The 15,686-nt window shown below is 61.0% G+C and carries 18 protein-coding genes and 1 pseudogene; 10 read left to right on the top strand and 9 right to left on the bottom strand.

The features are described from left to right. Nucleotides 1-115 precede the first annotated feature (115 nt). Nucleotides 116-682, top strand: a complete 567-nt coding sequence (locus C404_RS41725; protein WP_021194735.1) for an antibiotic biosynthesis monooxygenase — start codon at nt 116-118, stop codon at nt 680-682. Between the two features lie 111 nt (nt 683-793). Here C404_RS41725 and C404_RS41720 read toward each other — a convergent pair whose 3' ends face one another. After that, nucleotides 794-1,420 (bottom strand): hydrolase, encoded by a 627-nt coding sequence (locus C404_RS41720; RefSeq protein WP_021194734.1) that lies wholly within the window; start codon nt 1,418-1,420, stop codon nt 794-796. 273 nt (nt 1,421-1,693) lie between these two features. Then, on the bottom strand, nt 1,694-2,392 hold the full coding sequence (locus C404_RS41715) for a hydrolase (RefSeq protein ID WP_021194733.1): 699 nt from the start codon (nt 2,390-2,392) through the stop codon (nt 1,694-1,696). Between the two features lie 175 nt (nt 2,393-2,567). On the opposite strand from C404_RS41715, the gene C404_RS59970 reads away from it, so the two are divergent. Continuing rightward, a complete protein-coding gene (locus C404_RS59970; RefSeq protein WP_152524440.1) occupies nt 2,568-2,858 on the top strand; it encodes a hypothetical protein in 291 nt (96 codons plus the stop codon). A 79-nt stretch (nt 2,859-2,937) separates the two neighbouring features. Here the strand turns inward: C404_RS59970 and C404_RS41705 are convergent, their stop codons facing one another. The 6 genes from C404_RS41705 to C404_RS41680 all read right to left on the bottom strand — a co-directional run bounded on the left by C404_RS41705 (nt 2,938) and on the right by C404_RS41680 (nt 7,528). After that, the gene (locus C404_RS41705) at nt 2,938-3,318 is read right to left on the bottom strand and encodes an OsmC family protein (RefSeq protein ID WP_021194731.1); all 381 of its coding nucleotides are present in this window, start codon (nt 3,316-3,318) and stop codon (nt 2,938-2,940) included. Between the two features lie 217 nt (nt 3,319-3,535). Continuing rightward, the gene (locus C404_RS41700) at nt 3,536-3,883 is read right to left on the bottom strand and encodes a cupin domain-containing protein (protein WP_021194730.1); all 348 of its coding nucleotides are present in this window, start codon (nt 3,881-3,883) and stop codon (nt 3,536-3,538) included. A gap of 10 nt (nt 3,884-3,893) precedes the next feature. Further along, on the bottom strand, nt 3,894-4,889 hold the full coding sequence (locus C404_RS41695; protein WP_021194729.1) for a quinone oxidoreductase family protein: 996 nt from the start codon (nt 4,887-4,889) through the stop codon (nt 3,894-3,896). A 54-nt stretch (nt 4,890-4,943) separates the two neighbouring features. After that, complete coding sequence (locus C404_RS41690; RefSeq protein ID WP_021194728.1) at nt 4,944-5,834, bottom strand: 3-keto-5-aminohexanoate cleavage protein; 891 nt, start codon at nt 5,832-5,834, stop codon at nt 4,944-4,946. An 11-nt stretch (nt 5,835-5,845) separates the two neighbouring features. Further along, nucleotides 5,846-6,616 carry an SDR family NAD(P)-dependent oxidoreductase gene (locus C404_RS41685; RefSeq protein WP_021194727.1) on the bottom strand — a complete coding sequence of 257 codons (771 nt, stop codon included), beginning with the start codon at nt 6,614-6,616 and terminating at the stop codon, nt 5,846-5,848. Between the two features lie 30 nt (nt 6,617-6,646). Continuing rightward, nucleotides 6,647-7,528, bottom strand: a complete 882-nt coding sequence (locus C404_RS41680) for a dioxygenase family protein (protein WP_031329315.1) — start codon at nt 7,526-7,528, stop codon at nt 6,647-6,649. A 165-nt stretch (nt 7,529-7,693) separates the two neighbouring features. Between C404_RS41680 and C404_RS41675 the strand changes: the two genes are divergently transcribed. Both C404_RS41675 and C404_RS41670 read left to right on the top strand, forming a co-directional pair. Next, entirely contained in the window at nt 7,694-8,704 is a 1,011-nt protein-coding gene (locus C404_RS41675; RefSeq protein WP_021194725.1) for a LacI family DNA-binding transcriptional regulator, read from the top strand. Nucleotides 8,705-8,739: 35 nt separating this feature from the next. Continuing rightward, a complete protein-coding gene (locus C404_RS41670) occupies nt 8,740-9,279 on the top strand; it encodes a gamma carbonic anhydrase family protein (protein ID WP_021194724.1) in 540 nt (179 codons plus the stop codon). Nucleotides 9,280-9,357: 78 nt separating this feature from the next. Here the strand turns inward: C404_RS41670 and C404_RS41665 are convergent, their stop codons facing one another. Next, a complete protein-coding gene (locus C404_RS41665; RefSeq protein ID WP_021194723.1) occupies nt 9,358-10,416 on the bottom strand; it encodes a LacI family DNA-binding transcriptional regulator in 1,059 nt (352 codons plus the stop codon). Between the two features lie 565 nt (nt 10,417-10,981). Between C404_RS41665 and C404_RS41660 the strand changes: the two genes are divergently transcribed. The 6 genes and pseudogenes from C404_RS41660 to C404_RS0129905 form a co-directional block, all read left to right on the top strand. Next, nucleotides 10,982-12,196, top strand: coding sequence for a porin (locus C404_RS41660; protein ID WP_160170175.1), 1,215 nt, complete (start codon nt 10,982-10,984; stop codon nt 12,194-12,196). Between the two features lie 202 nt (nt 12,197-12,398). After that, nucleotides 12,399-13,700, top strand: coding sequence for a dicarboxylate/amino acid:cation symporter (locus C404_RS41655; RefSeq protein ID WP_031329313.1), 1,302 nt, complete (start codon nt 12,399-12,401; stop codon nt 13,698-13,700). 41 nt (nt 13,701-13,741) lie between these two features. Next, nucleotides 13,742-13,918 carry a hypothetical protein gene (locus tag C404_RS60665; protein ID WP_021194720.1) on the top strand — a complete coding sequence of 59 codons (177 nt, stop codon included), beginning with the start codon at nt 13,742-13,744 and terminating at the stop codon, nt 13,916-13,918. A 101-nt stretch (nt 13,919-14,019) separates the two neighbouring features. Continuing rightward, entirely contained in the window at nt 14,020-14,223 is a 204-nt protein-coding gene (locus C404_RS60660) for a hypothetical protein (RefSeq protein WP_021194719.1), read from the top strand. After that, nucleotides 14,193-14,579 carry a site-specific integrase gene (locus C404_RS60655; RefSeq protein WP_306303178.1) on the top strand — a complete coding sequence of 129 codons (387 nt, stop codon included), beginning with the start codon at nt 14,193-14,195 and terminating at the stop codon, nt 14,577-14,579. Before C404_RS60660 ends, C404_RS60655 begins: the two co-directional genes overlap by 31 nt. 514 nt (nt 14,580-15,093) lie before the next feature. Beyond that, nucleotides 15,094-15,686 (top strand): annotated as a pseudogene (locus tag C404_RS0129905) (site-specific integrase); the annotation flags it as partial.

Here is a 15,686-nt window from a genome sequence, read left to right as displayed (position 1 = left end):
GTTTCACGATCGTAGTACGGCAACCATACTGCGCGGAGATTGCCCCGCGTTAGCTAGCCGCAGGCTGTTTTTCCACCGCAAGGTCTATTGCGTAACCTTTACCGACTGGGTGCCGATGAGCTCGACCACCATCAATCCACAGAGCATTGTTACGAGCGTCATCGTTCACGAAGTCGCGCCCGATGCTGTCCAAGAATACGAAGCCTGGCTTGCGGACATTCGTGTCGCCTGCGAAGCGTTTCCCGGCTATCTCAGCACCGACGTGATCCGTCCGGTCAGCCCCAGCCGGGAGTACGCGACGATTCTCCGCTTTGCCGATTTCGAGAGCCTAAGTGCGTGGATGGAGTCTGATGTCCGCCACCGTTTTATCGAACGGATGCAATCGTCGCTGCAGCGGGGTGACCGCTATGAAATCAAGACCGGCCTCGATTTCTGGTTCACACCGAAAAGCACACCGGTTAAGGTGCCGACCGCTTGGAAGCAATGGCTGGTTACGTGGAGCGCGATCTTTCCGCTCAGCATCGTCGTGCCATGGGTCGTTGTCCCGGTACTCTCGCACCTGGGCTTGGCGCACGATTCGATCATCCACAAGGCTGCTGTGACTGCAGGGATCGTGTTCCTGATGGTCTACGTGGTGATGCCGCGCTATACGCGGCTGGTGGCGTCGTGGTTGTTCAGGTGAGGATCGGGTGAGCAGTCGAATTCGATTCGATGGAGCTTGATCGCCAGAAAGCCGGGCCGCCATCGGGGTGCCCGGCGTGTCGTCAGCTTCAATGACGCGAGGGCGGCTTGCTCACGTCGGTTTGATCATGTCCCGCGCATAGGCGAGGCCAGTGCCATATCCGCCGCCATGCTCCACCACGATCGCCCGGGCCTTTTCGTAGGTCTCATGACGGGTCCAGTCTCTTTGGAATTCGAGAAGGAGTTGGAGCCATGAAGTCATGACGGCGCCGGCGGAAGCCATCCGCCGCAATGCAAGGTCATGGCTTGTGGGTGTCAGCCCACCGCACGCGTCGGCGACGACGTGAACCTGATACCCCTCGGATAGCGCTGAGAGCACCGGAAAGCTCACGCAGGCCTCGGTCAGCAGGCCCGCGATGATCAGGGTGCGCTTGCCGGTCGCCGCGATCGCGGCACGTGCTGCGTCATCCTCCCAGAGATTCATGTTGCGACGTTCGATAGGCGTAACGTCGGGCAACACGTCGCGAAACGCTGGCATCAACGGGCCGCTGTATACCTTCGAGGCAGAAGTGGAGACCACAACCGGCACGTCAAAGGCGATTGCCGTCTTTGCGACCGCAAGACCGTTATTGCGCAAAATCTGCGGGTCTTGAGAACCTGCAGCGAAGGCAAGGCCTGCCTGTTCATCAACGAGAATCAACGCGCAATCGGCGGGTTCGAGCAACGGTAGCGTGGGCATGAGAGTTCTCCTGTTCATTTGAGACGGCGAGCTTGATTCAGGCTGTGGTCTGCGACCAATCCCCCCACCGCCAGCGTGCCAGCGAGGATGCCGAGAGATGACGACGTATGAGCATGCTTCAAGAATCCGCTCGCAAACGCAATTGCTGCGAGCTCGCACTTGCTGACAATCTTCTTTATGCGGTTCATCGTTGGACAAGATCGGAGTGGGTGGTTGTCCCGGTGCCTGAAGTGACTGGACGTTCCGCGGAACGTCCAGCTCCCGAATACAGAATTAGCGTTCGATGACCGGCGCGTGGATCGGCGCTAGCGATTCGTGCCTGGTGGCGGTACGTTGCTCAGCCTTGTGGACCATCGTGTAGGCATAGTCCACGCCCATGCCGTAGGCGCCAGAGTGTTCCTTGGCCACCTTCATCACCGCGTCGTACGTGTCGCGGTTCTTCCAATCGCGCTGCCATTCCAGCAGCACCTGCTGCCAGGTTACCGGCACTACGCCGGCTTGCACCATGCGCTGCATCGCATAGTCGTGTGCTTCCTTGCTAGTGCCGCCCGAGGCATCGGCCACCATGTAAATCTCGTAGTCGCCTTCGAGCATTGCGGACAGCGCGAAGGTGGTGTTGCAGACCTCGGTCCAGAGGCCAGCGACGATCACCTTCTTGCGGCCATTGGCAGCCAAAGCGTCCCGCACCTTCTGGTCGTCCCAGGAGTTCATCGAGGAGCGTTCAAGCGTCGGCTTGCCAGGGAACACGTCGAGCAGTTCGGGATAGGTGTAGCCGGAGAACGCCTCCGATTCGACCGTGGTGATGGTGGTCGGGATGTCGAAGATTTTGGCCGCTTTGGCCAAGCCAACCACGTTGTTCTTCATGGTCTGACGGTCCATCGATTGGACGCCGAAGGCCATCTGGGGCTGATGGTCGATGAAGATGAGTTGGCTGTTGTGCGGGGTCAGAACTTCGAGCTTGGCGTTGGTCATGGTGTTCTCTCTGATTAAGTTAATTCAATTTGATTGAAGTATATTGTGGGCGGTAATTCTTTGTTCCGCCGGCATGGAGAGAACTATAGCGACGATAACTTCACTCAAATAGCTCGTTGTGTGGATATGTTATTCAAAATAATTGAATGTGAGCCGGTTGGTTTGGCACGTAGCCGTGATTGAAGCTGATATGCAATGGCGAAGGAGGATTGCACTGAGATGGTTCGAGGCCGCCCCCCCGAATCAATGGCGATGGCGGCAAACATCAAGAGAGCGGGGCACCGCTGCACTGAACCAGCTATCGCGCAACGATGCCGACGAAATGTGTGCTGTGTTCAGCCAACTCGTCGGGCAGCCGATCAAAACGAGCTTTGTCCTGATCCCGCCTTTCTATGCCGACGGCGGGGACGAAATTCGCGTGGGGCGGAATGTCTTCATCAATCAGAACTGCACCTTCTACAACTGAGGCGGCCTGCACATCGCAGGCGATGTGATGATTGGGCCGAATGCCTACATCATCTCTGTGTTGCGTCCGGGTCTGCAACTCACGCCAGGTGCGTGTCGATCGGCAGCCCGGACTTCAACGTCAGGGTAACGGGCGTGCGCTCGGCAACCTCCGCAAGCCGGGCCTTCTGTTTCTCGTCAAGACCCACGATGGAGAGCGTTCGCTCGATCCGCCGATCGTCGATTCCGACGAGCCGCAGGGAGACGTCGAGCGATTCGAGAGGCCACTCCTTGCGGGCGGCATACATCTTGAGCGTAATCGCCGTGCACGCCCCCAGGCTTGCGAGCAACAGGTCGTACGGGGCAGGTCCAACGCCTTGGCCTCCCAAAGCCGGAGGTTCGTCGGCAGTGATTGCATGGCCGCCTACAACGATATCCGTGCGATAGGGCGTCGATCCGATATGCGCAGTGCCGTGGGTCATGGTTTCAGTTTCCTCTGCGTGACGATATGGGCGCGTCAGCGCTCAGTTTGGTAATTCGTTGGGTGTTGATCGTCATGCAGTCAATGCGGTGCGTCAAGCAACCAGTCGCAACGTGCTGGCGCAGGTGGGGATGCTGCTGAAGTTCTGGAGTGGAGCAGGCAGTCGAGAAGGCGGGGCCATTGCGGTCCCGCCATTCAAGTCACAGCGGTCTCCCGCTTTACGGGTTGGGCATCACCAGCAACACCGAGCAAGGTTCGCCGGACTCGTTGAGAAGCTGCCTGGCTTCCCCCGGCTCGATGCGTATCGAATCGAACGGATGCAACTGCGCGACCGAACTGCCCGCATCCCCCATGGTTGAGATCTGCAGCGTCCCTTCGAGAACGACATAGAACTTCTCGACGGGAGAGGCTGTCAGCGTGGTGCCGCCGCCGGGCTGGATGATCGAGACGCCCATCCATACCGAGTCGGTCTTGCCGGCTGCGCGCCCCTGAATCTGACGCATCGCCATGTGCGTGTGCCCGGGCGCCTCGTAGCTTGGGGCATCGGAGAATCGAACCAGTTGCATGGGCGTGTCCTCAGGGAGCCAGCACAACACGCTCGGTCGAGCCCGCGAGCACCTTGCGATAGGCGTCCGATGCCTGCTCAAGCGGAAGGAGCGTGGACGCATCGACGTCGAATGCCTTCAGCGAACCATCCTTGAACCCGGGGAGGAGCTCGTTCAGGATGGCGGCGCATTGCACGGCGGTCAGCTTCAGGCTATCGACGCCCAGCATCTGCAGGTTCCTGCGGTAGAACGCCAGGATGTCGAACGGAACGTTGCGCTCGATGGTCGAGATGAGGATCTGCGTACCGCCCACGGCAAGGGTCTCAAGTGCCAGCCCGAAGTATGGCGACCCGACCGTGTTGTAGGCGATGTCCGCGCCACGGCCACCGGTCGCGGCCATGATTTTCTGCGCCAGATCCGGGTCTTCCGAATGGAACACCTGGACGTTGCTGGTTGCGTGGCCGATGTAGCCCGTTGCGCCGCGCTCGACGCCGATCACGCGGGCTCCGGCGCGTGTCGCCAACTGCGTGGCTGCCTGGCCGACCTTGCCATTGACGCCCAGCACCAGAACGGTTTGGCCTTGTCCATTCAGGCCAGCGCGGCGCAGGCCTTCGTAGGCGGTGATGAAGGGCACGCCGATCGTGGCGGCTGCGGCAATTCCCATCGTCGAGGGTTTACGGGTCAGAGCGCTGACCGGCAGAACCAGGTAGGTGGAATGCGTGCCGTCGCGCGTCATGCCGAGATCGCCGCCGGTGCCCCACACCTCGGCGCCAAGCCATTCATCCGGCCCGGCAACCACCACGCCGGCAAAGTCGCGACCCGGGGTACGTGGCCAGATGGCGTGCGGCATCATGCCGAGCGCCGCCTTGACATCGCTTGGGTTGACAGCAGCAGCCTGCACATGGATCACCGCATGCCCTTCGGGCGGTTGGATCAGGTCGAGTGGAACAATCGCGGGGGCAATCGATTCTGCGTTGGATGCTTTCTCTGCAAGAACAAGCTTGCGAGCCAAAGTCGTGGTGCTCATGGAGTGGTCAATTCAAGAGGTTGTGAAAGAAAGGGATACAAGGCGGCAGAAGCTTCAACGCCGGTTGGTCGGCGCGAGGTTCCAGCGTCTGCGCGCTTCAGCGGGTGAAGCCAGTTGACCGCCCAGGTCTTCAACAATGCGGCGCGCCTTGTGGACCAGCGCAGCGTTGTTCGGTGCAAGCACGCCACGGTCTAGATAAACGGTGTCCTCCAGGCCGATGCGCACGTTGCCGCCCATCAGAAACGACTGGGCGACCGCCTGAAAGGCCTGACGTCCGATCGCAAAGGCGGACCACTGCGCGCCGGCCGGCAGCAGTGAGCGTGCAAACGCAACAGCCTCGGGAGAAAAGGGCAGGGCGTACCGAACGCCCATCACGAACGTGTAGAGCCCCGGGCCATCGAGCGCGCCGTCGCTGATGAGCTTGTTGGCAAGGACCAGATCGCCGCTGTCAAAACATTCGAGTTCCGGAACCGAGCCGGCTTCTTGAATGATGCGCGCCATGCGTGCGACGTTCTTTGGCGTGTTCATGACCACCTGGTCGCCCGAGTTCATGGTGTTCAGGTCCAGCGAGCAGATGTCAGGCTTGAGTGCCGCGATGTGCTCCACGCGTCGTTCCGGGGGCAGAAGCGTCGTTCCGGGGCCGGCGATGCTCGGATTCTCGTCGCTCGGTACATAGCGGCCCCCGGGGCCGGTGGTCAGGTTGATGATGAGTTCGGGATTGTGGCGACGGATCGCGCTGACGACTTGCTCGTAGAGATCAAGCTCCATCGAGGGTGCGCCGGTTTTCGGGTCCCGCACGTGGATGTGTACCGCGGCAGCGCCGGCTTCGGCAGCAGCCAGGCATTCGTCCGCGATGTGGTTGGGCGTGATCGGCAGGTGAGGCGTCTGCTCCGGCTTGGTGAGATTGCCGGTCACCGCGCAGGTAAGGATGGTGGCGTTGTTCATTTTGATGAGGCTTATCCGAGGTGGCGGCCGCCGTCGACGACCAGAATGCTGCCGGTGGCATAACGCAGCGTGGTCGCACAGGCCACGATGGCCGAGGCGACGTCATCCGCTACACCCACCCGCTTGAGTGGGATCGTGGCACCGACCCGTTCGTTGAACTGGGCATCCCGCCCGGACACAAAACCGGTGTCGACGATGCCGGGCGATACCGCCAGTACCCGGATGGCCGGGGCGAGCGTCTTGGCCAGCGCTTTCGTCGTGGCGTCGATTCCCGCCTTGGCCGCGGCGTAGGCAAGGTTGCTGCCGAGCCCAGTGAAGGCGGCAATTGACGAGACATTGACGATCAGACCATCGCCGTGCGCCTTGAGCTGCGGGGCGAAAGCACGGATGGCCGCGAAGGTGCCGCGCCAGGTGGTGGCGAAGATGTCGTCGATCAGTGCGTCGTCCAGGCCATCGAGGTCAGCCGCCGGCACAGGCTTGGTGAAGCCGGCGCTATTCACCAGGATGGTCGCGCCGCCGGTTTTTTCCACCACGGCCTGCGCGGCCCGCGCCAGGCTGGCACTGTCCGTGACAGAGGCCTCGATGGCGAAGTGCCCGGCGCCTGGCAGCGACTGGATCAACGCCTGGGAAGCCTCTGCAGGGGCCCGCTGCAGCAGTACCACGCGCGCGCCCAGCGCTGCGAGACGGCAGGCGGTTGCGTTGCCAATGGCGCCGTTGCCTCCGGTAATGACGGCCACTTCGCCATCCAGTCGGTCTTGAGGTGCAAATGTTCGTTCGTTCATGGTGAGGTCGAGCTGTTCGCTCGCGTGTAGTCAGGGCAGGGGGCAGTGCGGCAGGCGGGTTTCGCCGGGTTCGAGTCTCAGTTCGATGTCGAGGACATAGCCGCCATCACCGTCCGGCTCGAACTTGCGAAGCAGGGAGCCGACCGCGCCAAACACCACGTCTTCAAAGGCATTCGGGTCTTCAATGTCGAAGATCTGCGTGGCCAGCACCTTGTAGCCCTCTGCGGCCACGATGAAGTGCAGATGCGCCGGCCGCATGACCTTGCGGCCTTGTGCGGCCAGCAGTTCGCCACATGGGCCATCTGTAGGGACGGGATAACCGGCGGGGCGCACGCTGGTGAACCAGAAGCGCCCTTGCGCGTCGGTTTCCAGGCGGCCACGCAGGTTCATGTGCTCTTGCGCCTCGTCCTGGTTTTCATAAAGGCCCTCGGGGGATGCCTGCCAGGTTTCGATGCGCGCGCCGGCCAGCGGTTTGCCGTCCAGGCTGAGTACGCGGCCGCGAACCTCGAAGCGCGGCCCTGGTGTGGCGTCCGATGCAATGTGTGCACCGTTCTCCCGCAGCGGCTGGTTTTCGCGCCAGAAGGGCCCGACCAGCGCGGGTTCTGTGCCGCCCGCTGCCACGGCGTCGCGGGCATTGCGCAGTTGCACCAGGGTGGCTAGGCCAAGAATGTCGGCCAGCAGAATGCCCTCGTGCTTCTTGGGGCCGGTGGCCTTTCCGATGGCTACCAGGAAATCGAGCCCTACCTGCAACTCGTCAGGCGTCAAGTCGACTTCGATTGCGAATGCGTGGAGATGGCGGATGGCGGCGGCCATCACTTCCTTGAGACGTGGGTTGCGCGTCGTCTCGTTGGTTTGCAAAACGGCTTCCAGCAGAGCCGCGGGGTTGGACGCTGGTAAAGGTTGTTTCGTCATGTTTGTGCAATTAAATGGGCAATCGATTGCCCAAAGGTTAGGCCAGCATCCCGTTGCGGTCAAGGCGAAATTTCCTGACGTTGTTGATTTTAGCGGGGCGGCCGGCTTGCTGATTGGTGCTAAATCGTTGTAATCTAAGGACAATCGTTTGTCCTTGAGGTGCTTATGTCAATCGAGCCAGTGACGATCGACGACATCGCTCGTGCGGCCGGCGTGCATCCGGCAACCGTGTCCCGTGCCTTGCGTGGGGTCAGCGGCAAGGTGTCGGCGGAGAAGCGCGCGGAAATCGAACGCATAGCCCGCGATATGGGCTACCAACCCAATTTTGTCGCCGCGTCGCTCAGAACCAAGCAGTCGAACATGGCGGCCATCGTCGTGCCCGACTTGAACAACCCCGTGTTCGGCCCGATCGTCCAGGGGCTCGAAAGGGCGTTGCGTCAGCATCAGATGCTCAGTCTGGTGGTGCAGACGCCGGCGGCGCCGGAGGAGCGCCGCGATCTCATCCTCGCGCTGGCCAATCGGCAGGTAAGCGGGCTGCTGATCCTTGCGGCGGAGAGCGGTGACCCCATGCTCGAGGCGGCCAAGTCGAGAAAGCTCCCCGCAGTGCTCGTCAACCGCGGTAGCGGCGATCGTGACTACCCCAGCGTGGTCAATGACGACCGTGAGAGCGTGCGGCTCGTGCTGGAACATCTCACGTCATTGGGGCATCGCTCGATTGCGCACATTGCGGGGCCATCGACTTCGTCAACCGGCCAGGCGCGGCGCGATGCGTTTGTCGACATCGCGCGTGCGATGGGTCTTGAACACAGCGCCGTGGTCGAGGCCTCGGCTTTTACGCGCGTTGCCGGTCAGGAAGCGACTGAGAAGTTGTTGCGTTCCGGGACCAAGCCAACTGCGATTTTTGGCGCTAACGATCTGATCGCGCTCGGCGCCCTGGATGTCCTCAATGCGAAGGGGATTGTTGTCCCGAGGGAGATGTCTTTGGTCGGGCACAACGACATGCCGCTCGTCGATCTGGTCAGCCCACCGCTTACCACGGTGCGCGTTGCGGTCGAGCAGATGAGCGAGCATGCCGCCGCGCTATTCCTTGAGACGCTGCGCAAGCCGGAGCTGGCGCCGTCTACGCGCGTCCTGATGCCTTCGCTTGTCGTGCGCAAGTCCACCGCTGCCATCTAGGCGGCGTGAAATATGTCCTCATGAGGTTGAGTGAAATGGAAGTCTTGCCAGAATTCTTGTCGGTTGAGCCACGCGTGGACGAAGCGGCGTTCATCGCGCCAGGTGCATGGGTCATCGGCGATGTCGATATCGCGGAGGGGGCCTCGGTCTGGTTTGGCGCAGTCGTGCGGGGGGATGTTCAGCAGATCGTCATCGGCCCGCGCTCCAACCTGCAGGATGGGGTGATTGTCCATGTCAGTACCAATGGGCGGCCGACGGTGATTGGTGCCGAAGTGTCGGTCGGGCACGGTGCCATCTTGCATTCATGCACGATCGAAGACGGTGCCCTGGTGGGTTTCGGGGCTCGGGTACTCGATGGCGCGCGCGTGTCGCGTGGCGCCATGCTGGCCGCTGGCGCCGTGTTGACCCCTGGTAAGGTCGTGCCGGCCGGGCAGTTGTGGGCGGGTAACCCAGCCGCGCCGCTTCGCGACTTGCGCGAGGATGAAATCGCCAACCTGCGCACCACCGCACTGCGCTATGTTGCGCTTGCCGAAGCATATCGGTCGGGGCGGGCGCGTATCTATCAGGCGGACTGACCTTCGGGGTGGTGGGGCGGGCTGGTCAGCGCCGCCAGCAGTCGCGGTTCGTGCCCGCGGATTCTGCACGGCAATCCGCTACTTGTGCGGGGCAGCCGTCGAGCCGCGCACGATCAATTCTGGCGGCAGCATGATGCGCAGTGCCGCTGCGCTGGGCGTCGTCAGCATGCCCATCAGCAGCCGGGCTGCCTGCCGGCCCATTTCCCGGTGCTGAATGCGCAGTGTCGTCAGTGGCGGATGCAGCATGTCAAGCAGCGGCATATCGTTGTGCCCGATCAGCGAAATGTCCCCCGGACACTTGATGTGCTGCGCATTGAACGTGTCGTAGCACCCCAACGCAATCAAGTCGTTACCCGCAACGATCGCGGTCACGTTCTTGTGCCGCTTCAGGAGTTGGCTGCAGGCTTCCCTGCCGGCTTCGCGCGTAAATTCTGCAGACTCCACAATCGCCGCTCCTGACAGCTGATGCTGTTGGGTGGCCATTTGGAAACCCTGAATCCGCGAGAAGCCCGTTGCCAGATGCGCCGGCCCGGCGAGGTGGGCAATGTGGCGATGGCCAAGTTTCACCAGATGGTCAACCGCGAGCTTCATGGATAGGAAGTCGTCGTTGACCACCTCCGGAACCTGGCCGCCTTCCTCCGCACGATTCACCAGCACGACGGGCATGCCGTCCAGCATGCAACGCCTGACCAACGGATCATGGCGGGCCGCGGTTGCGAGCACCAGCCCGTCCACCCGGCGCGCCAGCATTTGCTCGAGCACACGTTCCTGGTCTTTCGCGGTTCCGGTTGTGTTGGCGATCAGGACACCATAGCCATCGGCTGCCAACTCTTCTTCAATGCCGCAGATGATCGGCGGGAAGACGGGGTTTTCGATATCGGGCAAGCAGATCCCGATCACTCGCGACTGTCCGTGCCGTAGCGCGGACGCAAGCTTGTTCTGCCGATAGCCGAGCGCCTTTGCGGACGCCAGCACTCTGCGCACGACTTCATCGCCGATCAGGTGGCGGGTTGCCGGATTGAGTGCACGCGAAACGGTTGACGCGTTGACCGACGCGTGCAGCGCCACCTCGCGAATCGTGACGCGGCCAGAGCCGGGCTTTTGCGGTGCGTTTTCCATGTAGTTGATTGTATCCATGCAAAGGATTGCAAACAACGCTGCAAGTGCAAACCCCTAGTTCAAAGCCGTTGACAAGGTTCTTGTGCAGCGTAGTATCTGCAAACGAATGCATTGAATTTGCAGTTCCTTTGCAGGTGCACTAAGAAGCGTGGAAAGTTGCTGGCGTGCTGGTCTGCTTCGCCAGTTGGACCAGGGCGGAATTGCTTTGCGAATGGCGACGAGTGTTGCAGAAAGGGGTTGGCGCGGGGATTGCGCGCGAGCCATTCGACACTGCTTTGGTTCACCCATAGGGCATCGCTTGCGTGGATGGTTCGCTTGCGCGGGAGAGCGTGAATGCTTTGTCCTGCGCGTCGGGGCGAGGCCGTCGCATCGCTGACGGCAATGCGACAGTGCAATTGGGTGTGCAAAAAAAATTTTACTCGCCTATGCAAACGAATGCATAGATGTTGCATAAAAACGTGGGCGAATGATTTTGACTCGGTTGCCGGCCGATTGGCGGTCCAGGTTGGCACCAGAAACCTCGAAGGACCCCAGGAACCATGGAACGGAGACAATCTTGAAAAGGAAACTCGCAACAATCCTCGTGTTGGCATCAGGCACAACTGCGGCCATCGCTGAGCCAAAAATCAACTTTGGCGATGCCGCGAGCCTGGAGATCTACGGGCGCGTCCAGGTCGGGCTGGAGTATCTCCATACCGGCACGACATATATTCCGGACAACACGTTCAGTCCAAACCAAGGCAATCCGGTCCTAGATGACAACGGGCGCTTTATCTCGACCAACACGCCTTCGCATTTCCGCCTCAGAAACCAGCGCTCAGTGATCGGCTTCCGCGGCGACGTCAAGATCAACGATGACCTGAAGGCGGTCTGGCAGATCGAAAGCAGCGCGGCGGCGGATGGTGGTGGCGGGTTACACGTGCCTGTGCAGACGTGGGCCAACCGGGATTCCGGCGTCGGTATCGAGAGCCAGACCTTCGGGCGCATCATTTTCGGCAGCTGGCAGACGCCATATACGCATGCCACCTTCGGATATGACCCGTACTACACGACGACGGGCGCGTACATGGGCATCATGGGGAACGGCTCGGGCGCATCAAGTGACCCGATCAGCGATCCGGCCACGTTCGATCGTCGCGAGCACAATCTGATCCAGTATTGGTCGCCCGACATCAACGGCTTCAAGATGCGCCTTGGTTTTGAGGTCAATGAATTCAAAACCGGCCAACAAAACGCGAATCCTGCTCTAAACATCGCAGCCGCCCCCGCACAAAACCCTTACATGGTGTCGTTGGAGACCACCTACGACAAAGGGCCCTTGAATGTCACCTTCGCGTCCGAAGCGCATCACCAGTATCAGGTTGGCGGTGGTACCGATCTGGGGGTGAAATTCGGTGCAGCGTACTGGTTCCATAACACCACCAGACTCGCAGGGATCGTGCAGCGCCTGCATTACAAGGCTGCGGATGGTGACCTCGCGCAAAACCAGTACTACCTCTCCCTGATTCACAAGTTCACTGCACAAGATCAGTTCAAGTTGGGATACGCCGTTGGCAGCCAGGTGAGCGGTTCCTCCAAGCAGATCATCGGCTACCTGCGTGCGGGCCCGGAAAGCGCGTCGAAGATCCTCACGATTGGCGTTGAGCACCAGTTCAACAAGTATTTCGCGCTCCTGACGTACTGGTCGAAGACGTTCAACCAAGCCAACGCCTTCATGGATTTCCCGATCAACGATACGGCGCCGGCGATGGGCACGAGCCCATCCGTTTTTGCGCTGCTCGGGCGCTTCTCGTTCTAGCGGCTACGGATCGCCTTTGGCGTGCAGAGCCTGCAATGCGCGGGCCGCGTCGCTGGCGATCCAGTCTGCAGCCAGCCCAGGCTCTCCCTTGCCACTGGGCACCGGCTCGCCTCGAGACATGCGTGCCGGTGCCAGCCGACCCATTTAGGAGTCAGTCAACATGATCCCCAACACAGAAGGTGCGTCCTCTGCCGGCATCGATATGCCGGTGCCGCGCGCTGCCAGGAAGCCCTGGTACAAAGTCCTCTACATTCAAGTGCTGATTGCCGTTGCGCTCGGCGTCATCCTGGGTGTGTTGAGCCCATCTATCGCAACCGCAATGAAGCCGCTCGGAGATGGCTTCATCAAGTTGATCCGCATGGTCATCGCGTTGATGGTCTTCTTCACGGTTGCCACCGGTATCGCTGGCATGAAAGACATGAAGAAGGTCGGCCGTGTCGGCGGAAAGGCGCTGCTGTACTTCGAAGTGGTATCGACGCTGGCGCTCTTCATCGGGATGGTTGTGGCCAACTGGCTGCGCCCGGGCGATGGCTTCAATGTTGACCCGTCCACCCTGGATGCCAAGGCGGTCATGGTGTACGCAGGCAAGGCGAAACAGCAGAGCGTGGTGGATTTCCTGCTCCACGTCATTCCCGAAACCGTGGTGGACGCCTTCGCAACCGGCGATATCCTGCAGGTCATCGTCGTGGCGGTGTTGTTCGGCTTTGCCCTGTCGGCCTTGGGGAATCGCTGTAAGCCTGTCATGGACCTGTTTGACGGGATGTCGCACGCCGTGTTCGGCGTGGTCAACATCCTGATGCGGTTTGCTCCGCTGGGCGCATTTGGGTCGATGGCGTTCACGATCGGCAAGTATGGTATCGGCGCGCTCGGGCCGCTGGTCAAGCTGATCGGCGCGTTTTACCTGACCTCCGGCTTCTTTGTGTTCGTCGTCCTGGGTCTGATCGGTTGGGCGGTCGGCTTCAGTATCGTGAAGTTCCTGCTTTACATCCGGGAAGAGGTCCTGATCGTGCTTGGCACCAGCTCATCCGATCCGGCCTTGCCGACGCTGATGCACAAGCTTGAACGCATTGGTTGTTCCAAATCCCTCGTTGGCTTGGTGGTGCCTACGGGCTACACGTTCAATACCGACGGCAGCAGCATCTACATGACCATGGCTGCACTGTTTGTCGCGCAGGCGACGCACACCGACCTCACGTTGACGCAGCAGCTCACCGTGCTGGCAGTTGCCATGTTGACATCGAAGGGGGCGAGTGGAGTGCAGGGCGCATCGTTCGTCGCGCTAGTGGGGACGCTGGCCGTGGTTCCAACGATTCCGGTGGCGGGCATGGCATTGATTCTCGGCATCGATCGATTTATGAGCGAAGCGCGTGCGTTGGTGAACGTCATCGGCAACGGAGTCGCGACGCTCGTGATGGCGCGCTGGGAAGGAGAGTTGACCCGCGAACAACTCCAGCAGAACCTGGCCAACGCATCTTTGCCTGGTGGTGTTGATCCCGCCGTGTAACGTAGTCGCTGACGGCTGTTCAGATGCGATAGAGCCCACTGATGCGAATCAGCGGGCTCTATGTACTTCGTTTCGAGTTTCCGCCACGCACCAAGACTTTTGAAACCCGTGCCGATGCTGTCGCATGGGGCCGTATCGTCGAATCCGAGATCGAACGTGGCGTGTTCGTCAACCAAGAGGAAGCCGAACGACCACGCTGGCTGCCTTTGGTGCGATGAGCGAATCGATGCGGCTGTAAAGCAGCCTCGGATGGCGGTTTGCGGGGTGCCTGGAAGAAGTCTCCCCGAAGAAGCGCAGCGGGAACAGTGACAAGAGCCGCGTGGCGGCAGTCATCAAGCGCTTGGGAGCATACAAGCTCACTGCCCTGAAACCGAAGCTGCTGGCCGAGTATCGCGACGAGAAGCTGCGCACGCTTGGCCCGCAGACAGTCATCCATCACCTTGCGCTTGTCAATCGTGCGCTGACGCTGGCAAAACGCGAGAGTGGGGCATCGTGCTGCCCGGCGGCGTGCCAAAGGTCGTGAAGCCGAAGCTGCCGCCAGGACGTGACCGGCGTGTCCACCAGGGCGAGATAGAGGCTATCGTTGCTACCACGCTGTCCCCTGTGCTAGCAGACCTAGTGCCGTTCGCTGTCGAGACCGGAATGCGCCGAGGCGAAGTGCTGGCCGTGGACTGGGAGTACATCGACTTCCGCCGCCGCACCGCCTACATCCCCAAGACCAAGACCGACACGCCGAGGACAGTCCCGCTATCCAGTAAGGCCCTTGCCATCCTCCAGAATCGTCAAGATGCGGGTGAGGGCGTTCCGTTCGCTATGCAGGAGGGATGCGGCCACCACGGCATTCATGCGTGTTGTGCGACGCGCCAGTGCTGTTTATGAGGCTACCTGCGTGGAAGAGGGGAAGTCGCTATCTGCTCGCTGGCTTGTCGGTAAACGCCCCTGACGGGTGGATTCTGATTGATGCTAGGGGATACGAAGCAAGGGTGGAGATGGGCGAGGAGTCTGGAAAGCTTCGGCTAGCCGCATTCACATCTCTTTCACGCGCCGAGGTGTCGCGCGCCGGGGGCCCACGCCTACCCAAGCTAACCTAAAGCGGGTTGGGTTGTTCTGGGCAACATGAAGGGCGGGGGGGGCGGTAGAATCCGGGCACACTGTGGGCACATTGAAAGTGTGCCCAGGTGGTAAATCCAACGAAACCGCCACATTGTCAATTGCAGCTAAGTCTTTGATTTTATTGGGGGTCTTTGGCCTGCCCAGAGGGATTCGAACCCCCGACCGTCGGCTTAGAAGGCCGATGCTCATGGGGCGCCGCGCCTTTGCTGGCGCGGACTTTATCCAACTGAGCGCGGTTTAGTCACACGATAGTCACACCAACGGTTCCACCAGGAACCGTATGGCAACGATCACGAAGCGCGGCGGCGCATGGCTGTGTCAAGTACGCAGAAAGGGCTTTCCGCATCGGGCTAAGGCGTTCAGCTCGCACGCAGATGCGGCGGCATGGGGACGCTCCCTTGAGGCCGAGATGGACCGTGGCATGCATGTGTCGAGCAGGCGGGCCGAGGGCACCACGCTTGCTGACATGCTGGATCGCTACCTCACGGAAGTCTCCCCGAAGAAGCGCAGCGGGAATAGCGATAAGAGCCGCGTGGCGGCGATCACCAAGCGCCTGGGCGCATACAAGCTCACGGCCCTTACACCGCAGCTCTTGGTCGCGTACCGCGACGAGAAGTTACGCACGCTGAACCCGCAGACCGTCATCCACCACCTTGCACTCATCAACCGTGCGCTGACGCTGGCGACGCGGGAGTGGGGCATCGTGCTGCCCGGTGGCGTACCCAAGGTCGTGAAGCCGAAGCTGCCGCCTGGGCGTGACCGCCGTGTCCAACAGGGCGAGCTGGACGCCATCGTGGCTGCCACGTTGTCCCCTGTGCTGGCCGACCTGATCCCGTTCGCTGTCGAGACAGGCATGCGCCGTGGCGAAATGCT

The organism is Ralstonia sp. AU12-08 (assembly GCF_000442475.1).
Lineage (GTDB): Bacteria > Pseudomonadota > Gammaproteobacteria > Burkholderiales > Burkholderiaceae > Ralstonia > Ralstonia insidiosa.
Note: the sequence above shows the minus strand (reverse complement) of the source record. Positions and strands in the feature narration are given on the sequence as shown.

Coding starts and splice junctions, on each gene's coding strand:
- C404_RS41655 (WP_031329313.1), top strand. CDS start 12,399: ATGCCGGTGCCGCGCGCTGCCAGGAAGCCCTGGTACAAAGTCCTCTAC.
- C404_RS60665 (WP_021194720.1), top strand. CDS start 13,742: ATGCGAATCAGCGGGCTCTATGTACTTCGTTTCGAGTTTCCGCCACGC.
- C404_RS41665 (WP_021194723.1), bottom strand. CDS start 10,416: ATGGATACAATCAACTACATGGAAAACGCACCGCAAAAGCCCGGCTCT.
- C404_RS41670 (WP_021194724.1), top strand. CDS start 8,740: ATGGAAGTCTTGCCAGAATTCTTGTCGGTTGAGCCACGCGTGGACGAA.
- C404_RS41680 (WP_031329315.1), bottom strand. CDS start 7,528: ATGACGAAACAACCTTTACCAGCGTCCAACCCCGCGGCTCTGCTGGAA.
- C404_RS41720 (WP_021194734.1), bottom strand. CDS start 1,420: ATGCCCACGCTACCGTTGCTCGAACCCGCCGATTGCGCGTTGATTCTC.
- C404_RS41685 (WP_021194727.1), bottom strand. CDS start 6,616: ATGAACGAACGAACATTTGCACCTCAAGACCGACTGGATGGCGAAGTG.
- C404_RS41705 (WP_021194731.1), bottom strand. CDS start 3,318: ATGACCCACGGCACTGCGCATATCGGATCGACGCCCTATCGCACGGAT.
- C404_RS41725 (WP_021194735.1), top strand. CDS start 116: ATGAGCTCGACCACCATCAATCCACAGAGCATTGTTACGAGCGTCATC.
- C404_RS41715 (WP_021194733.1), bottom strand. CDS start 2,392: ATGACCAACGCCAAGCTCGAAGTTCTGACCCCGCACAACAGCCAACTC.
- C404_RS41690 (WP_021194728.1), bottom strand. CDS start 5,834: ATGAACAACGCCACCATCCTTACCTGCGCGGTGACCGGCAATCTCACC.
- C404_RS41700 (WP_021194730.1), bottom strand. CDS start 3,883: ATGCAACTGGTTCGATTCTCCGATGCCCCAAGCTACGAGGCGCCCGGG.
- C404_RS41695 (WP_021194729.1), bottom strand. CDS start 4,889: ATGAGCACCACGACTTTGGCTCGCAAGCTTGTTCTTGCAGAGAAAGCA.
- C404_RS41675 (WP_021194725.1), top strand. CDS start 7,694: ATGTCAATCGAGCCAGTGACGATCGACGACATCGCTCGTGCGGCCGGC.